The following is a 23,356-nucleotide window of genomic DNA, read 5'->3' on the forward strand; positions in this document are numbered from 1 at the left end:
CGTCGCGAGTGTGGAACACGACGTCAGGAACGGGGGACACGGCGTCCTGGAAGGTGTCAGCTGCCCAGGTCGATCACCGCGGGGCTGGGCGAGTCGGCGTAGAGCTCGTCGATCTCGCTGCCGTACTTCTCCGCGATCGGCTTGCGCTTGAGCTTCATGGTTGGCGTCATCTCCTCGCCGCCCGGTTCCCAGATCTGCGGCAGGATGCGGAACCGCTTGATCTGTTCCACCCGGGACAGCTTGGTGTTGCCCTCCTTGACCGCCTGCGTGATGGCCTCCCGCACCTGGGGGTTGTCCGCCACGGCGGCGGGGGACGTGTCACCGAGCCCCAGCGACTCGCGCCGCGCCTCGATGACCTCGGGATCGAGCACGATCAGCGCGGACACGTACGGCTTGTTGTCACCGATCGCGACCACCTGGCTGATCAGCGGGCTGACCGCCTTCATCGCGTTCTCGATGTTGGTGGGCGACATGTTCTTGCCGGCCTCGTTGATGATCAGTTCCTTCTTGCGGTCGATGATCGTCACGAAGCCGTTGGCGTCGATCTCGGCGATGTCACCGGTGTGCAGCCAGCCGTCGGAGTCGATGGTCTCCGCCGTCTTCTCCGGCTGCTTGCGGTAGCCGCGCATCACGACAGGACCGCGCACCATCAGCTCGCCGTCGTCGGCGACCTTCAGCTCGGCGCCGTGGACGGCCTTGCCGACCGAGCCGACCTTCATGTCGGACGCGGACGTCGCGGTGGTGGCGCCTGTCGTCTCCGACATGCCCCACACCTCGTACACCGGGATGCCGAGGCCGTGGAAGAACTCAAGCACCGAAGGCGGAATCGCGGCGGCGCCCGACGCCGACCAGCGCAGTCGGTCGAGCCCGAGCGTCGCCCGCAGCTTGGACAGGACCAGCGCGTCGGCGACCTTGTGCTTCGCCGCCAGCAGCCCGGTGGCCTGCTTACCGGCCAGCCGCAGCCGCGCTTCCTGGATTCCGACGTCGATGGCCCAGTACGCGAGCTTCTGCTTGACCCCGGTCGCCTCGGTGGCGAGCTTGCTCTCGATTCCGGCCTTGATCTTTTGCCATACCCTCGGCACGGCGAACCAGATCGTCGGGCGGGAGTCCGGCAGCGCCTGTGCGACCGTGCGCGGGTCCGCGACCAGCGTGAGCTGCATGCCGCGCATGATGCAGGCGTAGTGGCTCGCGACCCTGTCGGCGATGTGCGCGTGCGGCAGGTACGACGTCGACGCGTCGTCCGGGCCGACCTCGAGCAGTGGGATCAGCGCGTTGACCTCGGCCACGATGTTGCGGTGGGTCACCTCTACGCCCTTCGGCGGGCCGGTTGTGCCCGAGGTGTAGATCAGCGTCGCGACGTCGTCCGGCTCCACCGCTCGCCAGGCGGCGTCGAAGTCGAAGTCCTCCTTACCGGAGCTCTCCAACTCGTCGAGCGACGTCGTGCCCTCATGCTTGCCGTCCACCGTGATGATGTGCTCTGCCAGGCTCTTCGCGCCCTTGACCTGCGGCAGGAAGCTTTCCTGCGTGATCACGACCTTGTTCTCGGCGTTGGAGAACAAGTACGAGATCTGGTCCGCCGAGCTGGTGTTGTAGATGGAGAACGGGATCGCGCCCAGGTGCAGCGCCGCGGTGTCGACCAGGTTGAACTCGGGCCGGTTGGTCAGCATGATGCCGATGGTGTCGCCTCGTGAGACGCCGAGTGCCGCCAAACCCGCCGCGATTTTGCGTACCCTGTCGGCGTACTGCTTCCAGGTGATTTCCTGCTCACCGTGCGGGGTGCGCAGGGCCACGGCGTTCGGCCGCATCGAGGCGGTCTTCTGAAACCCTTCGCACAGCGTCGTAACGGAACCACCCGCGGGATGCGGGCACGTCATCACGTCGGCTTTCGTCATATCCGACCTCCAGGCGGTGCGCTGTTGGTGCCATGAGCACGAACAGCTATTGACTCGTTGTCAGGGCAGCGTAATCGCAGCGGTGCTGGCGGCCACCATCGTGCGCACCGAATCGTGACCTCTTCTGCCGTCCGAATCGATCAACGAGTTGGCCGCTACCCCAGATACTAGTTACTTCGACGTAGGGTGTCGTCAGTCCAGCGCAAGGAGGATCGTGATGGCCAGGCTCAGCGAGTCGGTCCACGTGCCAGCGCCGCCGGAGACGGCGTGGCGCACGGCGGCCGACCTGTCGCGGCTCGGCGAGTGGATGACCATGCACGAGGCTTGGCGTGGCGAGGTGCCCAGTGAGCTCGCCACCGGCACCGAGCTGACGTCTGTCGTGTCGGTCAAGGGCATGCGCAACCGCATCACCTGGCATATCACCAGCTACGACCCGCCCCACGCGCTCACTCTCGAGGGCGATGGTGTTGGCGGCACGACCGTGTCGCTCGCGCTGTCCATCACCGAGGACGGCGGCTCAGGCGGCTCGCGGGTTGGCTTCGACGTCGAGTTCGGCGGCAAGCTGGTGTTCGGCCCGGTCGGCATGACCGTGAAGCGCGCGCTGAAGAGTGACGTGCACACCTCGGTCGAGAACCTCGCCGCGTTGCTGCGCTGACCTGCACGTTCGTCGCGACGACGCGGGTGAGGTGCTCCCGCTCTCCGCGACTCGCCGGTGGCGCTGTGTGATCACTACTCCCAAGCGCCTACGGTGGGGGAAGCACCACGGAGGCCAATGCCGATAGGAGGCGCAGGCGATGCTCGCACTGACCGAACCGGCCGCTGAAGCGATCAGCGCGCTGACCCAAAGCCAGAACGAGCAACAACAAGGAAGCGGGCTGCGGCTCGCGCTGACCGGCGAAACCGACGACCTGCAGCTCACCCTCGCGGTGTCCAGCGAGCCGGAGGCCGGTGATCAGGTGATGGGGACCGAGGACGGCGCTCGGGTCTTCATGGAGTCCCGTGCCGCGGAGTTCCTTGACGACAAGGTCCTCGACGTCCAGCAGGACGAGCAGGGACAGCTCAACTTCGCCGTGTATGCCCAGGAGCAGCAGCAGGGCCAGGCCTGACTCCTGGTCGTGACCGCCGCATCGCCAGGTGTGGCGGTCACGACCGGGTGGCCAGGGAACGGAGGAAGAACCCGACGTTGGCGGGACGCTCCGCGAGCCGCCGCATGAAATAGCCGTACCAGTCGTGCCCGTACGGCACGTAGACCCGCATCGTCGCCCCCGATGCGGCGAGCCGACGCTGCTCGTCAGGCCGCACTCCGTGCAGCATCTGGAACTCGTGGTCGCCCGCTGATCTGCCGTTCTTCGCGGCGAGACTGTCCGCGATGGCGATCAGCCTCGGATCGTGGCTTGCGATCATCGGGTAGCCGGCCCCAGCCATCAGCACCCGCAGGCACCGCACGTAGGAGCGGTCCACCTCGTCCTTGGACTGGAACGCCACCGACTCCGGTTCGGCGTAGGCGCCCTTGCACAGCCGCACCCGTGAGCCCGCCGTGGCCAGCGCCGCGCAGTCGGCCTCGGTGCGCCGCAGATACGCCTGGAGCGCCACCCCGACCCACGGGAAGTCCCGTCGCAGCTCGGCGAGAATCCCCAGCGTGGAGTCGGTGGTCGTGTGGTCTTCCATGTCCAAGGTGACGGTGGTGCCAGCGGCGCTGGCCGCCTGGCAGACGCGCCGCGCACCGTCCAGCGCGATCCGCTCTCCGTCGTCGCCGAGGAACTGCCCGACGGCGGACAGCTTCACCGACACCTCGGCGCCATCGGCGAGGTCCGCGGCGGCGAGTGCCGCGAGCAGGTCCTCGTACGCCGACACGGTGGCCTCGACCGCTGCCAGGTCGAGGGTGTCCTCACCCAGGTGGTCGAGGGTGACGGTCAGCCCATCGGCGCGCAGGTCCGCGACGGTGGGCAGCACTTCGTTGACTCCCGTGCCCGCGACGAAGCGGGTGACGAGCGGCTGTGCCAGCGGGGTGTGCTCGACCAGGCTGCGAAGCTGGGGTGAGCGGCTCGCTGCGAGCAGTCCGGTGCGCAGCACGGCGGCCTCCTACAGTGTTGGTAGATGCCAATCCGGTCGAAAGCGGCCCGACGGGCAGGGCGAGCGAGGTTAGCCCGCCGCTCCGTTTTCGGCCTTCTTGGCATTAATCTTGGTGCGGGTGTCGCGACGAACGCGGCGGGACGAAGTTCTCCTTGATCGAGCGCGGGCTGGTCCAGCGCAGCAGGTTGTAGATCGAGCCTGCCTTGTCGTTGGTGCCCGACGCGCGTGCGCCGCCGAACGGCTGCTGCCCCACGACCGACCCGGTCGGCTTGTCGTTGATGTAGAAGTTGCCCGCCGAGAACCGCAGCGCCTCGCTCGCGTGCGCGATGACATCGCGGTCCTGGGCGATGATCGCGCCGGTCAGTCCGTAGTGGGACTTGTCGACCTCGGTCAGCATCCGGTCGTAGTCGGCGTCGTCGTAGACGTGGATCGCCAGGATCGGGCCGAAGAACTCCTTGCGGAACACGGTGTGCTCCGGGTCGGAGCCGACAAGCACGGTCGGCCGCACGAAGTAGCCGGTGCTGTCGTCGGTGGTGCCACCGGCGACGATTTCGATGCTGTCGTCCTCGCGCGCCTTGGCGAGCACGCCGTCCAGCTTGTCGAACGAGCGGCGGTCGATCACCGCACCCATGAAGTTGCGGAAGTCGCTGGGGTCGCCCATCTCGAGGCCTTCGACCTCGGCGACGAGGTCGTCACGCAACCGATCCCACACCGACCTCGGCACGTAGGCCCGCGACGCCGCCGAGCACTTCTGGCCCTGGAACTCGAACGCGCCCCGCACCAGCGCGGTGCGCAGGACGTCAACGTCGGCGGTCGGGTGGGCGAGCACGAAGTCCTTGCCGCCGGTCTCACCGACGATGCGCGGGTAGGCGTCGTAGCGGCCGATGTTGGCGCCGACCTGCGACCACAGGTGCCGGAACGTCTTCGTCGAGCCGGTGAAGTGGATGCCTGCCAGGGCGCGGTCGGCCAGCGCGACCTCGGAGACCGCGTAGCCGTCGCCGGTGACCATGTTGATCACGCCGGGTGGCAGGCCCGCCTCCTCCAGCAGCCGCATCGTCAGGTGCGCGGCGAACTGCTGCGTCGGCGCGGGCTTCCACACCACGACGTTGCCCATCAGCGCGGGTGCCGTCGGCAGGTTGCCCGCGATCGCGGTGAAGTTGAACGGCGTGATGGCGTAGACGAAGCCTTCCAGCGGCCGGTGCTCCAGCCGATTCCACTGCCCGGGCGGGTTGATCGGCTGGTTCGTCATGAGCTGGCGCGCGTAGGCGACGTTGAAGCGCCAAAAGTCGGCCAGCTCGCACGCGGCGTCGATCTCGGCCTGGATCGCGGTCTTCGACTGGCCGAGCATGGTGGCGGCGTTCAGCGTGGCGCGCCACGGGCCGGTGAGCAGGTCGGCGGCGCGCAGGAAGATCGCGGCGCGCTCGTCGAACGGCAGCGAGCGCCAGGCGGGTGCGGCGGCGAGCGCGGTGTCGATGGCCTCGCGGGCGTCGGCGGTGGTGGCGTTGCCGAGGGTGCCGAGCACGTGCGCGTGGTTGTGCGGCTGGACGACGTCGATGCGCTCCCCGCCGCCCATGCGCTGCTCGCCGTTGATGGTCATGGTCAGCTCGAGCGGCTCCTTGGCCAGCTCGGTGAGCTTGTCGGCGAGCTCGGTTCGGGCGGGCGTGCCCGGCGCGTAGTCGAAGACCGGCTCGTTCACCGGCGTCGGGGGCGTGGTTACCGCGTCCACGGCACGGCTCCTTCCTGTTTCTCAGGCGTTGTTCCTGGAGACAGTAGGAGTTCGCGGGCCATCACGAGTTAGACGATCAGCTAAGGTTCTCAGTCAGCACTTGTGTGGTTCCACAACACGGAGGCGGGCCATGGTCGCGACGCTGGGCCAGCTGCTGATGCAGCTCGGTGACTCGATGCTGGAGCTGCACGTCGCGCCACAGGGCTTGGACGTCGAAGTGCGCGAAGTCGTCATCTGCGACCCCGATGACGCTACCGACGTGCGGGAACACGACCTGGCGCTGGTGGTCGGCGCTCGTGGCAGGCAGGCGGCGCCCGCCGTGCTCGCCGCCGGTCAGCGCGGCGCGGCTGCCGTCGCGGTGAAGGCGTCCGCCACGGGTGCGGACGAGCCGTTGCACGCCGCCGCCCGCGATGCCGAGGTTGCCCTGCTCGGGGTTCCCAGTGAGGTGCGCTGGAGCCAGCTGGACGTGCTCGCCAAAGACGTCCTCGCCGATGTGGGTGACGATGCGGGGCTGGACGCGGGGGAGGCGCGCACCGACCTCTTTGGACTGGCGCAGACGATCGCGACCGTCACCGGCGGCCACATCAGCATCGAGGACAGCGCCAACCGCGTGCTGGCGTATTCCTCGACCGGCGACGAGGTGGACGAGCTGCGTCGGCTGTCGATCCTCGGCAGGCAAGGGCCGGAGCAGTACCTGGCGCTGCTGCGGAAGTGGGGCGTCTACGAGCGGGTGCGCACCGGCGAGCGCGTCGTGCGCGTCGAGGCGCGGCCCGAGCTGGGCATCGTGGAACGGCTGGTGGTCGGCGTGCACGCGGGACGTCGTTGGCTGGGCACCATCTGGGTCGCGCGTGGCGACAAACCACTGGCGAACCGTGCGGAACGGGCGCTGCTCGGTGCGGCGCGTGTCGTCGCGGCGCAGCTCGCACGACGGCGTCCCACCCCCGACGTCGGTGTGCAGTTCCGCGACAGCCTGCTGGCCGGGTTGCTGTCCGGACGGATGGACCCGGCCTCGGTCGCCGGCCAGCTCGGCGCGTCCGGTGAGGCCCCCGCTGTGGTGCTGGGGTTCTCCGTCGCCGAAACGCAGCAGGTGGACCGTTCGCAGCTGGAGCTGTTGCGGGCCGAGTTGATCAACCTGGTGTCGGTGCACGCGGCCGCGTTCCGCCGCAGCGCGCTGGTGACCGCGCTGGAAGGCCGCACGTACGTGTTGCTGCCGGAGCTGACCGGGCGCGGCGGGGCGAACGCCGTGCTGCGGTTCGCCAAGGAGGTCGCCACGGCGGCGGGCAAGGACCTGCGGATGCCGGTGCAGGCGGGCGTCGGGTCGATCGGGCCGGGCATCGCGGCCGCGCCGGAGTCGCGGCGGGAGGCGGATCGGGTGCTCGACACCATCGCCGCCGATCGCGCCACCCTCGCGGCGTCGCTGGACGAAGTGCGCGCCGAGGTGCTGCTCGCGGAGACCGCCGCGCTGCTGCGGGAGCAGCCGAGCGTGCGGGACCCAAGGGTGACCGCGCTGGCCGAGCACGATCGGCGTTACGGCGGGCAGCTGGTGCCGACGGTGTTGCGGTACTGGGACGCCTTCGGTGACGTCCGGGCCGCCGCCGAGTCACTGGGCGTGCATCCGAACACGGTGCGGTACCGGGTGCGCCGCGCGGCCGAGGTGAGCGGGCTCGACTTGGCCGACCCGAAGCAACGGTTGTTCGCCGAATTGCAGCTCCGGCTCACCTGAACGTCCCCCTACTTTTGTGAGAATTCTTCACTCGAGCGCCCCATTGGTGGCCTGGCTGATCAATAATGCACAGCCGTGTCCGAATCCTCCACGTATGCGCCCGACCCCGGCCTGCGACGTCGAGACGTCCTGCGCGCCGGTGGCCTCGCGGGCGCCGCCACCCTGCTTGCCCCTGCTCTCCCATCGCACGCCGCGCAACCGACCGGCCCCGCGTTCCAGCACGGCGTCGCGTCCGGCGATCCGCTGCCCAACCGGGTGATCCTGTGGACCCGCGTCACTCCCGTCGCCGACGCCACCCCCGGCTCCGGCGTCGGCCCCGACGTCACGGTGCGCTGGCAGGTCGCCACCGACGCCGACTTCCGCGACGTCGTCGTCAGCGGGGCCGTGCGCACCGGCCCGGCGCGTGACCACACCGTGAAGATCGACGCCGGTGGCCTCGCGCCCGGCCGGTGGTACTTCTACCGCTTCGCCTTCGGTGATCAGCACTCCGCGATCGGACGCACCCGTACCGCGCCCGCGTTCGACGTCCAACCGGACCGGCTGCGCTTCGGCGTCGTCTCCTGCTCCAACTGGCAATCCGGCCACTTCGCGTCGTACCGGCATCTCGCCGATCGCGGCGACGTCGACGCCGTGCTGCACCTGGGTGACTACCTGTACGAGTACGGGCCCGGCGAGTACGGCTCGTTCCGCCGCCACGACCCGCCGCACGAGATGATCACACTCGCCGACTACCGCCGGCGGCACGCGCAGTACAAAACCGACCCGCAGCTCCAGGCGCTGCACGCCGCGTGTCCGTGGATCATCACCTGGGATGACCACGAGACCGCCAACGACGCCTGGTCCGGGGGCGCGCAGAACCACACCGAGGGCGAGGAGGGCAGGTGGGTCGAACGCCGTCGGCAGGCTAAGCGGGCGTACGCCGAGTGGATGCCGATCCGGTTCGGCCCTGATGGGCGGCTGTTCCGGCGGCTGCGGTTCGGCACCCTCGCCGAGTTGACCATGCTCGATCTGCGCACCTACCGCAGTAAGCAGGCCTCCGAGATCGGTGAGGCGGACGACGCTGACCGCACCATCGTCGGCGCGGACCAACTCGCGTTCCTGCGCGACTCGCTTCGTGCCGAGGACGTCCAGTGGAAGCTCATCGGCAACCCGGTCATGTTCTCGCCGCTGCTACTGCCGCCACTGCCGCGCGTCGTCGGTGAGCCCCTCGCGGAGCTCACCGGATTGGTGCCGGAGGACGGCGTGCCGTTCAATGTCGACCAATGGGACGGCTACCAGCACGACCGCCGCGAGCTGATCCGATTGCTCGCCAACCAGGGCGTGCGAGACACGGTGTTCCTGACCGGGGACATCCACACGTCGTGGGCGTTCGAGGTGCCGGTCGACGCCGGGCTGTACCCCTTCTCACGGACGGTGGCGACGGAGTTCGTCGTCCCCTCGGTCACCTCGGACAACATCGATGAGCTGACCGGCTCGCCGCCGCGCACGGTGTCGGTCAGCGTCGAGACCGCCGCCCGCACGCTGAACCGACACCTGAAGTGGGTGGAGCTGGACTCGCACGGCTACATGGTCTGCGATGTCACCGCCGACCGCGTGCAGGTGGACTGGTACTTCCTCGCGGATCGGGAGAACGCGGGCAGCGCGGCGCACCACGCGAAGTCGTTCGCCGTGACGGCGGGCACCCAGCGACTGCGCGAGGTCAGCCGCCCGGTGTAGCGGCCGTTACGCTCGGGGCATGAGGACTGCTCGCAGGTCCGAATCATCGGAGGACATGCTGGCCGACGCCAGGTCAACGGCGCGGTGTGCCGCGCGCGATCAGGAGGCCGCATGCCCGACCTGACCAGCCGTGGCGAACGGTTCGCTGAGTTCTGGACCGAGCGGCACCTGTGCACGCTCACCACGGTGCGCCCGAACGGCACCGCGCACACGGTGCCCGTCGGCGTCACCCTGGACCTTGAGTCCGGCATCGCGCGGGTGATCTGCTCGCGGCAGTCGGTCAAGGCACGGCTGGCCGCCGCGGCGGGGGAGGTGGGCAGCGTGGTGTCGATTTGCCAACTCGACGGCCGCCGCTGGTCGACGTTGGAGGGACGCGCGGTCATGCGCGACGACCCGGGGTCCGTCGCCGACGCCGAGAACCGCTACGCCAAGCGCTACAAGCAGCCTCGCGTGAACCCCCGCCGCGTCGTCCTGGAAATCAAGGTGACCCGGGTACTCGGCTCCGTCTAAGCCCGCGCAAGTCGGAACTCACCCCGCCAGAGCGCGGGACTCGCGACCCCAGAAGTCGGGACTCGCGGCGAGCACCCGCGTGTGACGCGTGCGAGGTGAGGCGGCAGGCGGGAGACTCGGCGTTATGACGCTGCGCACCGACCTCGAAGCGGCCGTCCGTGGCACGGTGGACTTCACCGACCGCAGGCGCGCCGAGTACAGCTCCGACGCCTCGAACTACCGCCAGGTGCCGCTCGGCGTCGTCTATCCCGCCGATGCCGACGACGTCGCCGCCGCTGTCGCCGTGTGCGCTAAGCACGAGGTGCCGATCACGACGCGGGGTGGGGGGACGTCGATCGCGGGCAACGCCATCGGCACCGGCGTGGTGCTGGAGTTCTCCCGCACCATGAACCGGATCATCGACATCGACCCGGACGCGCGCACCGCGACCGTCGAACCCGGCGTCATCCCCGCGCTGCTCAACGCCGAGCTCGCCGAGCACGGACTGCGGTTCGGCCCCGACCCGTCCACCCACGCTCGCTGCACCATCGGCGGCATGATCGGCAACGACGCCTGCGGGTCGCACTCCGTCGCATGGGGACGGACGTCGGACAACGTCGTCTCGCTCGACGTCCTGACCTACGACGGCACGCGGCTCACCGTCGGCGCGGGCGGCGTCGCAGGGCCCCGCACCGACCGGGCGGCCGAGGTCCACGACGCGCTCACCGCGCTGGCCGACACCCACCGGGCAACCTTCCGCACCGAGTTGGGCCAGTTCTCCCGCCAAGTCTCCGGCTACGGGCTCCATCACCTGCTGCCCGAGAACGACACCAACGTCGCCAAGGCACTCGTCGGGACTGAAGGCACCTGCGTGATCGTGCTGGCCGCGACGGTGAAGCTGGTGCCGCTGCCCGCCGAGCAGCGCCTCGTCATCGCCGGGTTCGGTGACTCAGAGGTCGCCGCCGACGCGGTCCCCGCGATCCTGGAGCACCAGCCGTTGACCTGCGAAGGCATGGACGACCGCATCCTCGACGTCCTGCGCGCCCGCCGCGCCGGGTCGGTCCCGGATCTCCCGGACGGCGACGCGTGGCTGCTCATCGACGTCGACAGCGCGGACAAGGCGCAGCGGCTCACCGAGGCGCTCCACGCCATGGACGGCGTCCGCGATGTGGCCACTGTGGACGATCCGGCGCGGCGGAAGGCGGTGTGGAAGATCCGGGAGGACGGCGCTGGCCTGGCCACCCGATCCCCGGACGGCACGCTGTCCTGGCCGGGCTGGGAGGACGCCGCCGTGCCGCCAGCCAACCTCGGTGCGTACCTGCGTGGCTTCCACCGGCTGCTGGAGCAGTACGGGTTGCACGGCGTCGTCTACGGACACTTCGGCGAAGGCTGTCTGCACGTCCGGCTCGACTTCGACTTCGCGACGCACGACGGCGTCGGCCAGTTCGACGAGTTCATGCGCGCCGCGGGCGATCTGGTCAAACAACACAGCGGGGTGCCGTCCGGCGAACACGGCGACGGCCGCGCCCGCTCCGAGCTGTTGACCTCGCTCTACAGCCCGGAGCTCATGCGGGCATTCGCCGAGTTCAAGGCGATCTGGGACCCGGCGGGCAAACTCAACCCCGGCGTCATCGTGGACGCCGCCGCCATGACGCAAGACCTGCGGCTCGACCCGGACCGCGCTTGGCGACGTCCACAAACGACGCTCGCGCTGCACGAGGACAGGGGTCAGATCGGCACCGCCGTGCACCGCTGCGTCGGCGTCGGCAAGTGCCGCACGCTCTCCGGCGGCGTGATGTGCCCGAGCTACCGCGCCACCCGCGACGAGAAGGACAGCACACGCGGCCGCGCACGGGTGTTGCAGGAGATGCTGCTCGACGAGACCGTCACCGACGGCTGGCGCTCCGACGAGGTCGGCGAGGCGCTGGACCTGTGCTTGTCCTGCAAGGGTTGCAAGAGCGACTGCCCCGTCGGCGTCGACATGGCGACGTACAAGGCCGAGTACCTGCACCACCGCTACCGAGGCAGGTTGCGGCCAGCCGCGCACTACTCGATGGGATGGCTTCCGCTATTGGCGCGGTTGGCGTCCCGGATGCCGAAGGCGGCCAACGCGCTGACGTCGTCGCCACTGTCCGGTGTGCTCAAACGCGCGGGCGGCATCGCGGCCGAACGCGAACTGCCGCGCTTCGCCGAACACACCTTCCTGGAGTGGTACACCGCGCACCGCGCGTCCGACACACGCCAGGACGCGCCTCGCGGGTCCGTGCTGCTGTGGCCGGACACCTTCACCAACTTCTTCGCCCCGCACATCGGCGTCGCGGCGACCGAGGTGCTGGAGGCTGCCGGGTTCGAGGTGCTGACCATCGACAAACCCCGCTGCTGCGGGCTGACCTGGGTGAGCACTGGGCAGCTCGGCGTCGCGCGGCGGATGCTGCGGCAGTCGCTGGCCGACGTCGCGCCGTTGATCGACGCCGGGGTGCCGATGGTGGCGCTGGAACCGAGCTGCGCCGCGCTGTTCCGCTCGGATGCCACCGAGTTGTTGCCGGACGACGAGGGCGCGGCGGTGGCCGCGGCGCATACGTACACGTTCGCGGAGCTGCTGGCCCGGTACGCGCCGGACTGGACGCCGCCCGCCGTCGATGGCCACGCGACGGTGCAGGTCCACTGCCACCAGCACGCCATCATGGGGGCCGCTCCTGACGCCGCGCTGCTGCGGTCCACCGGCGCGGACACCCAGATGCTCGACGCCGGATGCTGCGGGCTCGCGGGCAACTTCGGGTTCGAGCGCGGCCACTACGAGACATCGGTCAAGGTCGCCGAGCACGGCGTGCTGCCCGCGTTGGCGTCGTCACCGCCCGATGCCGCCGTCGTCGCGGACGGCTTCAGCTGCCGCACCCAGTTCGAGCAGCTGGTCGGCGTCCGGTCGCGGCACCTGGCCGAGGTGCTGCGCGACGCACTGCCGGAGCGCGAGACGCGGTAATGCCGCGAACGCCGTGGGTGGCCTGAGTGTCGCGCGCACCCAGGCCAGCCACGAGCCGGGTCAGAACGTCCCGCAGTTGCTGAACTGTGGGAAGCCGCTGATCCGCTCCTCCATCCACATGAACGCCGTCGACGACGCCTCGGGTATCGCGCCGACGTGGGTCGCGGTCTCCAGCGTCTTGAACCTCACGTTGGCACCGAGGTCGCACCAGTCGCGGGCCATCTGGCGGCCCTGCTCGTAGGGCACGATGTCGTCCGCCCTGCTGTGGAGCACCAGGGTGGGAACCTCCGGACTACGGTTGCCCAGCTTCTGCGCCTCGACGGTCGAGTCGAACGGTTCCTCGTCCATGTACTCGGTCACCGCCCTGCCGTCCTTGGTGAAGTTCTTCGATTCCTTGAAGGCGTGGTTCACCAGCGTCTCTTCGACGCACTCCGACTCGAGTTGCTCGCGCTGCTTCTTGCCTTCCTCGTTGAGCAGATCGTCGATGCCCAACTCGGGGTAGGCGGCGTCGAGCCCCACGATGGCGTAGCCAAGCAAGCCGGCGGCGTGGCTGCCGTCAAGGTGTCTGCCGACCACCTTCTTGTCGGCGGGTGGCGCGCCCGAGTAAGAGCCGAGTAGATCCAGCTCCGGTGCGTAGCTGTGGGCGATCTCGGCGGCCGCGCCGGACGCCCCGCCGCCCTGGGAGTAGCCCGCGGTAAGCACCGGACCGGAGTCGGGCAGCTTCACGTCGGGCAGCCGCTGCGCGGCGCGGACCGAGTCGAGCACGGCGTTGGCTTCGGCGGCGCGGATGACGTAGGTGTGGTTGCCGGGGGTTCCCAGGCCCTGGTAGTCGGTGATCGCCACGCCATACCCGCGCTCGAGCAGGCCTTCGAGGAACGCGCCCTCGTACTCCAGCCCAGCGGCCATTCGCTTCGATGGCGCGCACTTGTCGGCCAGACCTTGGGTGCCGACGGCGAACCCGATGATCGGACGAGGGCCGACACCCATCCACGGGTAGTTGGACCGCAGCAGCGTGCCGGTGACGGCCATCGGGTCGCCGTGAGTGTCGGTGGACAGGTACATCACCCGGTAGGCGTCGGCGTTGGCCTCCAACGTCTTGGCAGGGTCGAGATAGAACGTGGTCGGCTCGCTACGGATGATGTCGCCTGGTTCGCCGTCGGGTAGCGGTGACGGTGGGTCGTAGAACGTATCAGCGCTCGCCGCCGGAGGGGTTGTCATCGGGGTGGCGATGACCGCGGCACCCGCGAGTAGCCCGACGAGGGCCACGGCGAGCTTGCTTCGTGGAAGACGACGCATGAGTTGCTCCTCTCTGCGCGAACGTCTGGTGCGTTTGTGGAGCACAACGCGCCGTCACCACCAGCGGTGTGGCCTGCTCGTGCCTGCTATGCGGATTTCGCCCACCCTGATAGTTCGTGCGCTCACCGGTGCTGCGAATGTGCGTAAGATCGGCGTCCCCCACTTGGGGTGTTCCGGCACCGGACGCGCGGTCGAGGCGATTGACTTTTCCGAGGCGATCACTAATTGTGACGTACGTGACAGCGACAGGGGAGTCGGCCAGCACGGAGCGTGCGCGTGGCGCGCGGGAAAGGGTGCTCGACGCGGCCGAGCGGAGGGCGACGGAAGTAGGGATGGCCAAGCTGCGCGTCGGCCACGTCGCGGAGTTGGCCGGAGTGAGCAGGCAGACCGTCTACAACGAGTTCGGTGACAAGTTCGGTCTCGCGGAGGCGGTCGCGGTGCGCGTGACCGATCGCCTCGTCGACGCGATCGAGGTGGAGCTGGCGCGGCATCGGTCATTACCGGATGCGGTCGCCTCCGGTATGGCGCTCGCGCTGCGTGTCGCCGCGGAGCAGCCGTTGGTGCAGCTCACGCTGGCCCGCAAGGACGACGACGACATGATCGCCCTGCTCACCACCGATGCCGCCGCTGTCATCGACGCAGCGACGCGGCGGCTGGTCGAGATCGGCGTCAAGTTGTGGCCGGAGATGCTTCTCGGTGATCTCCTGCTGATCGCGGATCTGGCGACCCGTATGACGATCAGTCACCTGGTGTGCATTACCGAGTCGCCGGAGGAAGCCGCGGCCAAGCTCGCCACGTGGGTCAAGGCGTTGCTCATCTCGCGCGGCTATCGGATCTGACGCCGCGCCGCGCCTGGACGCGGCGCACAATCTGGGTGCCACGCGGCGCACAGACCGCTGGACGTCGATGGCCCTGTCCCCCGACCGGGGGTGTACTCGCCGGTAAGGTGCCGGACATGGTTCAGGCTTTGGTTGCGCGCGGAGTCGACTCCGAGCTCGAGATCTGTGACGTCCAGCTGCCCGAGACCGGGCAGCACGATGTGCGCGTCGCGGTACGTGGCGCCGGGGTGTGCCACTCCGACCTCTCGATGATCAACGGCGTACTGGCGCCGTCGTTCCCGCTGATCCTCGGTCACGAGGCATCCGGCGTGGTGACCGAGGTCGGCGAGCGGGTGCGCAGGGTCGGCGTTGGTGATCACGTCGTGCTCAACTGGACGCCACCGTGCCGCGACTGCTGGTTCTGTCAGCAGGGCGAGCCATGGCTGTGCACCGCGACCGAGGGCATCGCGTCGCTGCCTCGCGGCAGCCTCGCGGACGGCACGCCGAGCCACGTCACGCTCGGCGTCGGCGCGCTCGCGGAGGAAGTCCTGATCGGGGAGAACGCGGTCATCCCGGTCCCGAAGGAGCTACCGCTGGCGGAGTCCGCGCTGCTGGGCTGCGCGGTCATCACCGGCGTCGGAGCGGTACGCAATAACGCGAAGGTACGTCCGGGCGAGTCGGTCGTCGTGGTGGGCCTCGGCGGGGTGGGACTCTCCGCGATCGCGGGCGCACGGCTGGCTGGCGCGTCGCGGATCATCGCGCTCGACGTCAACGAATCCAAACGGGACCTCGCGCTGGCGGCGGGTGCGACCGACTTCGCGATCGCGGACAAGGCGGCGTCGAAACTGATCCGCTCGCTGACCGAGGGGCGTGGCGCGGACGTCGCGCTGGAGTGCGTCGGCCGGTCCGCGGCGATCCGCACGGCATGGGGCAGCACCCGCAGGGGTGGGCGCGTCGTGACGCTTGGCGTCGGCGCCAAGGACGACCCGGTGAGCTTCAGCGGCCTGGAGATATACCACTTCGCGCGGTCGCTGAGCGCGTCCGTGTACGGCTCGGCCGACCCGGACGTCGACGTCCCGGCGATCGCGCAGTCCGTGCTCGACGGCCGTCTCGACCTGGATACGTTCGTCTCGCACCGCATCGGTCTCGATGGCGTGGCGGACGCGTTCGAGCGGATGCGCGAGGGGGAGGGTGCGCGCTCGCTCGTCGTCTTCGACTGAGTCGACAACCAGCACCGACACCGCACGGCGGCATCCCGGCAGCCCGGGGTGCCGCCGTTTTTGTGTGTCCATGACCGGGTACCTCGAGACGCGAGGCGACAGTGTGTACTCAGCGCTGTCGCTGTCGGTAACGGCGTCAGGCAACTTTACAGATGCCACATTAGTGGCGCTATGTTGACACCGAATGGCATCGTGTCTACATTGATGGCAGACTTGGTTCATATGTAAGTAACCCACATCACGATCGGCAGTGGGCCAGACGCGCGAGGAGGCGTGGTCATGACATCGATTGCCGCTGGGCATGAGGCCCACACAGAAGAAGTCAGCTGGCGCGACGGCAAGCGTTACGCCTGGCTGCTGGGCCTCGTCGTCCCCTCGATTCCGTTCATCATCTGGGGCGTCTACGCCGCGTCGAACGGTAGTTGGGTCACGCACGCCGCCTGGTGGCTCGCCCCGATTATCGTCTTCGTTCTGATTCCGGTGCTGGACATGGCGCTCGGCAACGACGCGGAGAACCCACCGGAAGAACTGGTCAAGTGGTTGGAGCAGGACCGCTACTACCAGTGGATCCTGTACCTGTTCCTGCCGGTGCAGTACGCGGGTCTCGTGCTCGCCTGCTGGATGTGGACCACCTTCGACATGACGGTGGTCGACAAGATCGGCTTGGCGATCTCGGTCGGCGTCGTCGCGGGCATCGGCATCAACACCGCACACGAGCTGGGGCACAAGAAGGAGAAGCACGAGCGCTGGCTGTCCAAGATCGCGCTGGCGCAGACGTTCTACGGCCACTTCTTCATCGAGCACAACCGCGGCCACCACGTGCGCGTCGCGACTCCGGAAGACCCGGCCAGCTCCCGCTTCGGTGAGTCGTTCTGGCGGTTCCTGCCGCGTTCCATCGCCGGCAGCCTGACCTCCGCGTGGGGTCTGGAGCGTAAGCGCCTGGCCCGGATGAACAAGGGCCCGTGGACGCTGCGTAACGACGTCCTCAACGCGTGGGCGATGTCGGCGGCGCTGTTCGGCGCGCTGGTGATCGCGTTCGGCCCCGGTATCCTGCCGCTGCTGGTCATCCAGGCGATCTTCGGCTTCTCGCTGCTCGAGGTCGTCAACTACCTTGAGCACTACGGCCTGCTGCGGCAGCGCGCCGAGAGTGGCCGGTACGAGCGGCCCGCCGCGCGACACAGCTGGAACAGCAACAACGTCGTCACCAACGTCTTCCTGTATCACCTCCAGCGGCACAGCGACCACCACGCCAACCCGACGCGGCGCTACCAGGCCCTGCGGGACTTCGATGAAGCGCCGCAGCTGCCCGCCGGGTACGCCTCGATGATCGTGCTCGCGTGGATCCCGCCGCTCTGGCGCAAGGTGATGGACAAGCGGGTGCTCGACCACTACGACGGCGACATCACGAAGGCCAACATCCAGCCGAGCAAGCGGGAGAAGATCCTCGCCCGCTACGGCGCGACCGCCTGAAGGGGGTTGCCATGAGCCAGTTCCGTTGCCCGGTGTGTGACTACGTCTTCGATGAGGCGGCCGGGGACCCGCACGAGGGCTTCCCGGCGGGCACCAGCTGGGACGACGTCCCCGACGACTGGTGCTGCCCCGACTGCGGGGTCCGCGAGAAGGTGGACTTCGAACCGGTGGGTGCCACATGAGCCGCGCCATCGTGGTGGGAACCGGCATCGCGGGCGCGACCGCCGCGCTGACCCTGCGCAGCACCGGCTACGAGGGTCCGATCGTGCTCATCGGCGAGGAACCCGACGAGCCGTACCGCAAGCCGCCGCTGTCCAAGGACGTCTTGCGCGGCACGATGCCGTTCGAGCGCACCCGCCTGCGGGCGCCGGACACCTGGGAGAAGCAGGACATCGAGCTGCGCACCGGTGAGCGAGTGACCGACGTCGACGTCCTTGCCCGGAAGCTGGCACTTGACGGCGGCGAGCGGCTGGACTACGAGTTGCTGCTGCTCGCGACCGGCGGCAGCCCTCGGCCGCTGCCGATCGCGGATGGGCTGGACGGCGTGCACATGCTGCGGAGTGCCTCCGATGTTCCCGCGTTGCGGGACCGGCTGAACGACGGCAGCAGGGTGCTCGTGATCGGCGCGGGACTGATCGGCGCCGAGGTCGCGGCCACCGCGCGCAGCCGGGGTTGTGACGTCACGATGTTGGAGGCGGAACCGACGCCGTTGTCGCGGTTGCTGCCGCCGCGGATCGCGCGGGTCTACGCCGAGCTACACCGCTCGCACGGAGTCGAGCTCCACACCGGCGTTGACGTCGTGAGCCTGGAGCGCACCGCCGACGGCCTGGTCACCAGGGACGCCGACGGTCGCGATTGGACGGCGGACACCGTCGTCGTCGCGATCGGCATGGTGCCCAACACCGAACTGGCCGAGCGGGCGGGCATCGCCGTCGACAACGGCATCCTTGTCGACGAGTACTTCGAGACGTCGGTGCCAGGGGTGTACGCGGCGGGCGACGTCGCGAATCAGCCGAACGTGCTGCTCGGCGGGCGGCAGCGTATCGAGCACTGGCAGAGCGCGCAGGAGCAAGGTGCGGCCGCCGCGCGCAACATGCTCGGCGACCGCACCCCGTTCTCGCAGGTGCCGTGGTGCTGGTCGGATCAGTACGGGGTGAACCTGCAGGTAGCGGGCTGGCCCGTGGTCACGGACGACGTGAGTATCCGCGGTGACCTTGACGCGTTGAACTTCACGGCGGTGTTCCACCGGGACGGCAGGCTGGTCGGAGCGGTCGGTGTCAATCGCGCGAAGGAGATCAGGGCGCTGCGAAAGTTGATCTCGACAGCACCCGGCGCCGACCCGGCACTGCTCGCCGACGAGGCGACCGACCTGGGCACGCTCGCGTCGTCCTCCGTGTCCACGGCGCTGACATGAGCGGGCGAGATACCCGCCGCACGGGTTTGGTGTCCATGATGTTGACACGACGTCCCAGCGCTGCAAATGTCGACGACATGCCGAAACCCCGCGCCCGCCGCTTCGCCGACGCCGCCCGCGAGCTGCTGCGGGACACCCTGTTCGACGCCGCCAGCGAACTGCTTGAACAGCGCAGCTGGTCCGAAACTCGCATGGCCGACATCGCCAAGGCGGCCGGGGTCAGCAGGCAGACGCTCTACAAGGAGTTCGGCTCGCGGCAGGGGTTCGCGCAGGCCTACATCCTGCGGGAAGCTGACCGGTTCCTCACCGGTGTGCACAAGGCGGTGGCTGAACACGAGGACGACCCTCGTGCCGCGTTGGCCGCTGCCGCCGAGGTGTTCTTGACGACCGCTGCCGAGGAGCCGCTCATCATGGCGATCGTGCGCGGCGACGCGGGCGACGGGCTGCTGTCCTACGTGACGAACCAGGCCGGACCGGTGCTCGGCTACGCGACGCAACGGCTCGGCGAGATCCTCGGCGAGATCTGGCCGGACGTGCCGGAGTACTCCGTGGGGTTGATCGCGGAGAACATGGTGCGGCTGGCGATCAGCCACGCCGCGTCATCTACGGCTCCCGCGAAGGAAGTCGCGGACGGCATGGCGGAGCTGTTCGGGCCGTACCTGGAGCAGGTCGTCGGGACCGCTAGCGCCTGAGGTGCTTGGGCGCTTGCGTCGGCTCCGCTGGCGCCTGAGGTGCTTGGGCGCTTGCGTCGGGCGTTGGCGTGCCGTGAGTCGCTATGCGCCCGCTGTGTTAGCAAAATGTCCCCGATGTCTGGTTCTGTTTGACACGGCGGGCGTGTAGCGGCGACGTCATGGCTCTGTGGGTCATTTGGTCGGCGGTTTCCTGATGACGGCTTGTAAGTGAAGATGCTCGACGGCGCGTCGGTTGACGTCCGCGCCGTGGTGGGTGATGGAGTGCAGGATGCCGTTGTAGACCAGATCCCAGAGTTCGCGGTTTTTCTGCAGGTACCAGACCTGGGTGTCAGCTTTGTTGCCCGCGGCATCGGTGAGTTCGAGATGGTAGGTACCGAATCCGGTGGTAACTCGAATCGTGCTGAGGCGATAGGTGTCGACCCACTGATCACCGGCAAGGCGGAGCCAGTCCGCTCCCACTGTCATGCGGGTGCCCCGGCGGATAAGGAGAAGTGGTGAGGTGAAAACGACCAAGATGAGCCAGAGCCACCAGACTCCCATCCAGCCAAAGCCGCCGTCCTTCACGGAGAGGAACACAACACCGATAAGGAAAAGGAATGCCGCCGCGCCCCACTTGGTGCTCTTGGCGTCGGCGAACCATTCGAGTGCAGGTCCTTTTCCTGGCGGCGGATCGTCGGGAGCAATGTCGGTCGCCTTGTCGTAAGGCTTCCAACTTGCCTCGACGGGCGCTTGCGGTGGTCGTGGCTGGCCGGTCACGGCGTCGGGTTTGGGCGCGGGATGCGTTGGGGCAGTCATTGCAAACCTCAGAACAAGCTTCCTACGAACCTGCCGACCGATTTCGCTCCGTCGGCGAGCGCGTCGCCCGCTGCTTCAGCACCATCGGCGATCGCTTCTCCGGCTTGCTGAGCGCCGTCGACAACGGCTTCCCCAGCAGCTTGCGCGCCATCGGCGACTGCCTCGGCGCCGTCCGCGATGGCGCCGCCAACCACGCCGACAGGCCCGCCGAAGGTCGCGCCTGCGGTTGCTCCCGCTGCAGCCCTCGCGGCGAGGCCTGAGGTGCTTGGGCGCTTGCGTCGGGCGTTGGCGTGCCGTGAGTCGCTATGCGCCCGCTGTGTTAGCAAAATGTCCCCGATGTCTGGTTCTGTTTGACACGGCGGGCGTGTAGCGGCGACGTCATGGCTCTGTGGGTCATTTGGTCGGCGGTTTCCTGATGACGGCTTGTAAGTGAAGATGCTCGACGGCGCGTCGGTTGACGTCCGCGCCGTGGTGGGTGATGGAGTGCAGGATGCCGTTGTAGACCAGATCCCAGAGTTCGCGGTTTTTCTGCAGGTACCAGACCTGGGTGTCAGCTTTGTTGCCCGCGGCATCGGTGAGTTCGAGGACACTGGTGTTGATTCTGGGGGCGACTCGGATGGTGCGGAGCCGGTAGGTGTCGACCCATTGTTTGTCGCCGATGCTGAGCCAGTCAGCGCCAGCGGTCATGCGCATTTGTTTGCGACCGAGTAGGAACAGCGACGAGCACGCGAGCAGAACTAGCCAGACGTACCAGACTGACACCCATCCGAAGCCGCCATATCGCCAGGAACCTACCGCGGCGAAGATGACGAAACTGAATGCCGCCGCGCCCCACCTGGTGCTCTTGGCGTCGGCGAACCATTCGAGCGCCGGACCCTTGCCCGGTGGTGGCGTTCCAGGCCCCAGGTCGGTCGCCTTGTCGTAAGGCTTCCAGCTCGCCTCGACCGGTGCCTGCGGTGGGCGTGGCTGGCCGGTGACGGCGTCGGGTTTGGGCGCGGGATGCGTTGGGGCAGTCATTGCAAACCTCAGAACAAGCTTCCTACGAACCTGCCGACCGATTTCGCTCCATCGGCGATCGCTTCTCCGGCTTCCTGAGCGCCGTCGACAACGGCTTCCCCAGCAGCTTGCGCGCCATCGGCGACTGCCTCGGCGCCGTCCGCGATGGCGCCGCCAACCATTTCCGCGCTGTCAGCGGCGAACCCGGCGATCTCGTCGCCCCATTCGTCGACGACGTAGCTCACCCCGGCGCCCACGACGGTCCCGACGACGACGCCGACAGGCCCGCCGAAGGCCGCGCCTGCGGCTGCTCCCGCGGCAGCCCCCGCAGCGAGGCCTGAGGTGCTCGAGACAATGGCTTTCGTGGGATCTTTGCCACTGGCGATATCGCCAACCGTGCTTGCCGCGGTGATCCCGATGCCAACCAGCGGGACTTTTCCAAAGACGGCTCTTCCCACGCGCGCCGCGGTAGATCCGCCCTTGAAAGCGTAGTCTTCGACGTTCGCGATCAAGCTGGACTTGGCCCACTGCGGTAGCTTGTCGAGCATCGCAGCAGGGGCGGTCTTGACCGCGTCATCGAGCAACGCGCTCTGCTTGCTCGCGAACTGCGCGTTGAGGCGAGCCGCTTTGGCGAACGCTGGGTCGGTGACCGACTTGTTCATCGCCAGATTGAGTGCCCGATCGGCGTGGCGGCCGTACGACGCCGCCAGCGTGCGGAACTTGCTGGTGCGCTTGATCGCTTCGGCTGCAAGGCCGCTCGACACGTCCGCGATGGTGAACGGTGCCTTCTTCAGCTGATCGGTGCTGAACTTGGTCAGATGATGGAGGGCGGCGCTCTGCTTGCCGCGTGCATCGCTGACGATCTGCGCCGCCTCGTTGTATGCCCTGACCTTGGCATTGTGCGCGTCGACCGCGGCTTGCGCCGAGGTGTGCGCGGCCTGCTGTTCCGCCGTTGCCGAGCCATCCGTCGGCAGTGGCTGGGGCGCGGGCGGAGCTTCGCCCGGTTCCGCGATCTCGGTGTCCGTGACGTCGAGTCCACCGGCGACGGCGACCTGCCGCGCCTGCTCCATTCGAGACTTCACGGTCGCCATGTCGTCGGCGAACACGGACACGACCGTCTTTGCCTCGTCGAGTTGGCTCGCGAAGTCGTCAATGCCGGTACCCGTCGTCGACATCGCTTCGCGGAACGCCGCACCGGATTCGCCGCCCCATGCCGCCTCCGACTCGCCGCGAACGTTGATCACGGTGCTGCCGGCGTCGTGGACCGTACTGGAGCTGGTGCCAAACCAGTCCGCCAGTGTCCGCAGACCGTCGATGTCCGCCTTGACCTCGATGTTCAGTGGCATGACAGGGTCACTCCGGAAGCACGCGATCCATGCGGCCGCGGTTGGTGTCCTCGGTCTCCTGGAAAATGTCCCTACCGTTGGCTACCGCGTCGCCAGCGGCGCCGAGACCGGTCGCCGCTCCGGCCATGGACTGGGTCAGGTGACTCAGCATCGACCCGAGGATGCCGGTGGCATCGCCCGCCTCGGGTACCTCTGGCGGGTTCGTGGTGTTCTCCAGGTCCGAACTGGCGTTGCGGAGCTTGGCCGCGAAACCGTTGAGCGCGGTCCGGTCGACGTCGATGTCAGGCATTACTGCGGTCCTTCCGGATCTCCTCGGCGTAGGCCCGGCGGGATAACGGTGTCGAGCAATACCCCGTCGGCTCCGCTTCGACGCACCAGCTCCGGCACTCGTTCCCTGGGGACCGCGATCCACGGCTGCTGCTCGCCAGCACCGGCGACCAGGGTTTGGAGCGAGCTGTAGACCATGACGGCGCGCTCGCCGCCATCGGTCTCGCGCATCTCGAGCGTGACTTCGGTTTCGTTCCGGTACGGCTGCGAGGCGACATAGACGACGTCCTCGCTGGTGCCGTCCGGCTGCTGCGCTTCGGTCATCTCACTGATGCTAAGACGCGTGCACCGCCCGTGGTGTGGAATTCGCACGTTCGGACCCGGCAGCGTCACCGGGCGCATGACGGGGAGCGCTACACGCCCGCTGTGTTAGCAAAACGTCC

General features: G+C 68.4%; 20 protein-coding genes and 1 pseudogene. 11 read left to right on the forward strand and 10 right to left on the reverse strand.

What is annotated here, in order from left to right; genetic code table 11:
* Positions 1–56 precede the first annotated feature (56 nt).
* A complete protein-coding gene (locus tag ACFQGD_RS11465; RefSeq protein WP_345400349.1) occupies positions 57–1,892 on the reverse strand; it encodes an AMP-binding protein in 1,836 nt (611 codons plus the stop codon).
* 217 nt (positions 1,893–2,109) lie between these two features.
* Here ACFQGD_RS11465 and ACFQGD_RS11470 point away from each other — a divergent pair, with 217 nt between their 5' ends.
* On the forward strand, positions 2,110–2,547 hold the full coding sequence (locus ACFQGD_RS11470) for a type II toxin-antitoxin system Rv0910 family toxin (protein WP_345400346.1): 438 nt from the start codon (positions 2,110–2,112) through the stop codon (positions 2,545–2,547).
* 139 nt (positions 2,548–2,686) lie between these two features.
* Positions 2,687–2,998 (forward strand): iron-sulfur cluster biosynthesis family protein, encoded by a 312-nt coding sequence (locus tag ACFQGD_RS11475; protein WP_345400343.1) that lies wholly within the window; start codon positions 2,687–2,689, stop codon positions 2,996–2,998.
* A gap of 37 nt (positions 2,999–3,035) precedes the next feature.
* Here ACFQGD_RS11475 and ACFQGD_RS11480 read toward each other — a convergent pair whose 3' ends face one another.
* Together ACFQGD_RS11480 and pruA are read right to left on the reverse strand one after the other, a co-directional pair.
* Positions 3,036–3,965 carry a proline dehydrogenase family protein gene (locus ACFQGD_RS11480; RefSeq protein ID WP_345400340.1) on the reverse strand — a complete coding sequence of 310 codons (930 nt, stop codon included), beginning with the start codon at positions 3,963–3,965 and terminating at the stop codon, positions 3,036–3,038.
* Positions 3,966–4,068: 103 nt separating this feature from the next.
* Positions 4,069–5,691: an L-glutamate gamma-semialdehyde dehydrogenase gene (gene pruA / locus ACFQGD_RS11485; RefSeq protein ID WP_345400337.1), complete on the reverse strand. Its 1,623-nt coding sequence runs from the start codon at positions 5,689–5,691 to the stop codon at positions 4,069–4,071.
* A 130-nt stretch (positions 5,692–5,821) separates the two neighbouring features.
* On the opposite strand from pruA, the gene ACFQGD_RS11490 reads away from it, so the two are divergent.
* The 4 genes from ACFQGD_RS11490 to ACFQGD_RS11505 all read left to right on the forward strand — a co-directional run bounded on the left by ACFQGD_RS11490 (position 5,822) and on the right by ACFQGD_RS11505 (position 12,599).
* Positions 5,822–7,414: a PucR family transcriptional regulator gene (locus ACFQGD_RS11490; RefSeq protein WP_345400334.1), complete on the forward strand. Its 1,593-nt coding sequence runs from the start codon at positions 5,822–5,824 to the stop codon at positions 7,412–7,414.
* Between the two features lie 75 nt (positions 7,415–7,489).
* Positions 7,490–9,130 carry an alkaline phosphatase D family protein gene (locus tag ACFQGD_RS11495; RefSeq protein ID WP_345400331.1) on the forward strand — a complete coding sequence of 547 codons (1,641 nt, stop codon included), beginning with the start codon at positions 7,490–7,492 and terminating at the stop codon, positions 9,128–9,130.
* A gap of 111 nt (positions 9,131–9,241) precedes the next feature.
* On the forward strand, positions 9,242–9,640 hold the full coding sequence (locus tag ACFQGD_RS11500; RefSeq protein WP_345400328.1) for a pyridoxamine 5'-phosphate oxidase family protein: 399 nt from the start codon (positions 9,242–9,244) through the stop codon (positions 9,638–9,640).
* A gap of 124 nt (positions 9,641–9,764) precedes the next feature.
* Positions 9,765–12,599 (forward strand): FAD-binding and (Fe-S)-binding domain-containing protein, encoded by a 2,835-nt coding sequence (locus ACFQGD_RS11505; protein WP_345400325.1) that lies wholly within the window; start codon positions 9,765–9,767, stop codon positions 12,597–12,599.
* Between the two features lie 60 nt (positions 12,600–12,659).
* Here ACFQGD_RS11505 and ACFQGD_RS11510 read toward each other — a convergent pair whose 3' ends face one another.
* The gene (locus ACFQGD_RS11510) at positions 12,660–13,895 is read right to left on the reverse strand and encodes a lipase family protein (RefSeq protein WP_345400322.1); all 1,236 of its coding nucleotides are present in this window, start codon (positions 13,893–13,895) and stop codon (positions 12,660–12,662) included.
* Between the two features lie 236 nt (positions 13,896–14,131).
* Here ACFQGD_RS11510 and ACFQGD_RS11515 point away from each other — a divergent pair, with 236 nt between their 5' ends.
* From ACFQGD_RS11515 to ACFQGD_RS11535, 5 genes and pseudogenes are all read left to right on the forward strand, one after another.
* Positions 14,132–14,734, forward strand: coding sequence for a TetR/AcrR family transcriptional regulator (locus ACFQGD_RS11515; RefSeq protein WP_345400319.1), 603 nt, complete (start codon positions 14,132–14,134; stop codon positions 14,732–14,734).
* A 116-nt stretch (positions 14,735–14,850) separates the two neighbouring features.
* The gene (locus tag ACFQGD_RS11520; RefSeq protein ID WP_345400316.1) at positions 14,851–15,933 is read left to right on the forward strand and encodes an alcohol dehydrogenase catalytic domain-containing protein; all 1,083 of its coding nucleotides are present in this window, start codon (positions 14,851–14,853) and stop codon (positions 15,931–15,933) included.
* A gap of 279 nt (positions 15,934–16,212) precedes the next feature.
* Positions 16,213–17,585: pseudogene (locus ACFQGD_RS11525) on the forward strand (fatty acid desaturase).
* Entirely contained in the window at positions 17,582–18,817 is a 1,236-nt protein-coding gene (locus tag ACFQGD_RS11530) for an NAD(P)/FAD-dependent oxidoreductase (RefSeq protein ID WP_345400313.1), read from the forward strand. Before ACFQGD_RS11525 ends, ACFQGD_RS11530 begins: the two are co-directional and overlap by 4 nt.
* Before the next feature lie 77 nt (positions 18,818–18,894).
* Entirely contained in the window at positions 18,895–19,509 is a 615-nt protein-coding gene (locus ACFQGD_RS11535; protein ID WP_345400310.1) for a TetR/AcrR family transcriptional regulator, read from the forward strand.
* Between the two features lie 171 nt (positions 19,510–19,680).
* Here ACFQGD_RS11535 and ACFQGD_RS11540 read toward each other — a convergent pair whose 3' ends face one another.
* The 6 genes from ACFQGD_RS11540 to ACFQGD_RS11565 all read right to left on the reverse strand — a co-directional run bounded on the left by ACFQGD_RS11540 (position 19,681) and on the right by ACFQGD_RS11565 (position 23,237).
* Complete coding sequence (locus tag ACFQGD_RS11540; RefSeq protein ID WP_390221042.1) at positions 19,681–20,304, reverse strand: hypothetical protein; 624 nt, start codon at positions 20,302–20,304, stop codon at positions 19,681–19,683.
* 8 nt (positions 20,305–20,312) lie between these two features.
* The gene (locus ACFQGD_RS11545; RefSeq protein ID WP_390221043.1) at positions 20,313–20,498 is read right to left on the reverse strand and encodes a hypothetical protein; all 186 of its coding nucleotides are present in this window, start codon (positions 20,496–20,498) and stop codon (positions 20,313–20,315) included.
* A gap of 199 nt (positions 20,499–20,697) precedes the next feature.
* Entirely contained in the window at positions 20,698–21,321 is a 624-nt protein-coding gene (locus ACFQGD_RS11550; RefSeq protein ID WP_390183525.1) for a hypothetical protein, read from the reverse strand.
* An 8-nt stretch (positions 21,322–21,329) separates the two neighbouring features.
* Complete coding sequence (locus ACFQGD_RS11555) at positions 21,330–22,646, reverse strand: hypothetical protein (RefSeq protein ID WP_345396566.1); 1,317 nt, start codon at positions 22,644–22,646, stop codon at positions 21,330–21,332.
* A 7-nt stretch (positions 22,647–22,653) separates the two neighbouring features.
* Entirely contained in the window at positions 22,654–22,935 is a 282-nt protein-coding gene (locus tag ACFQGD_RS11560) for a hypothetical protein (RefSeq protein ID WP_345396563.1), read from the reverse strand.
* Positions 22,935–23,237: an SAV_915 family protein gene (locus tag ACFQGD_RS11565; protein WP_345396560.1), complete on the reverse strand. Its 303-nt coding sequence runs from the start codon at positions 23,235–23,237 to the stop codon at positions 22,935–22,937. The genes ACFQGD_RS11560 and ACFQGD_RS11565 overlap by 1 nt, the downstream gene beginning before the upstream one ends.
* Positions 23,238–23,356: the final 119 nt, after the last annotated feature.

Source organism: Haloechinothrix salitolerans (assembly GCF_042662605.1).
Lineage (GTDB): Bacteria > Actinomycetota > Actinomycetes > Mycobacteriales > Pseudonocardiaceae > Haloechinothrix_A > Haloechinothrix_A salitolerans.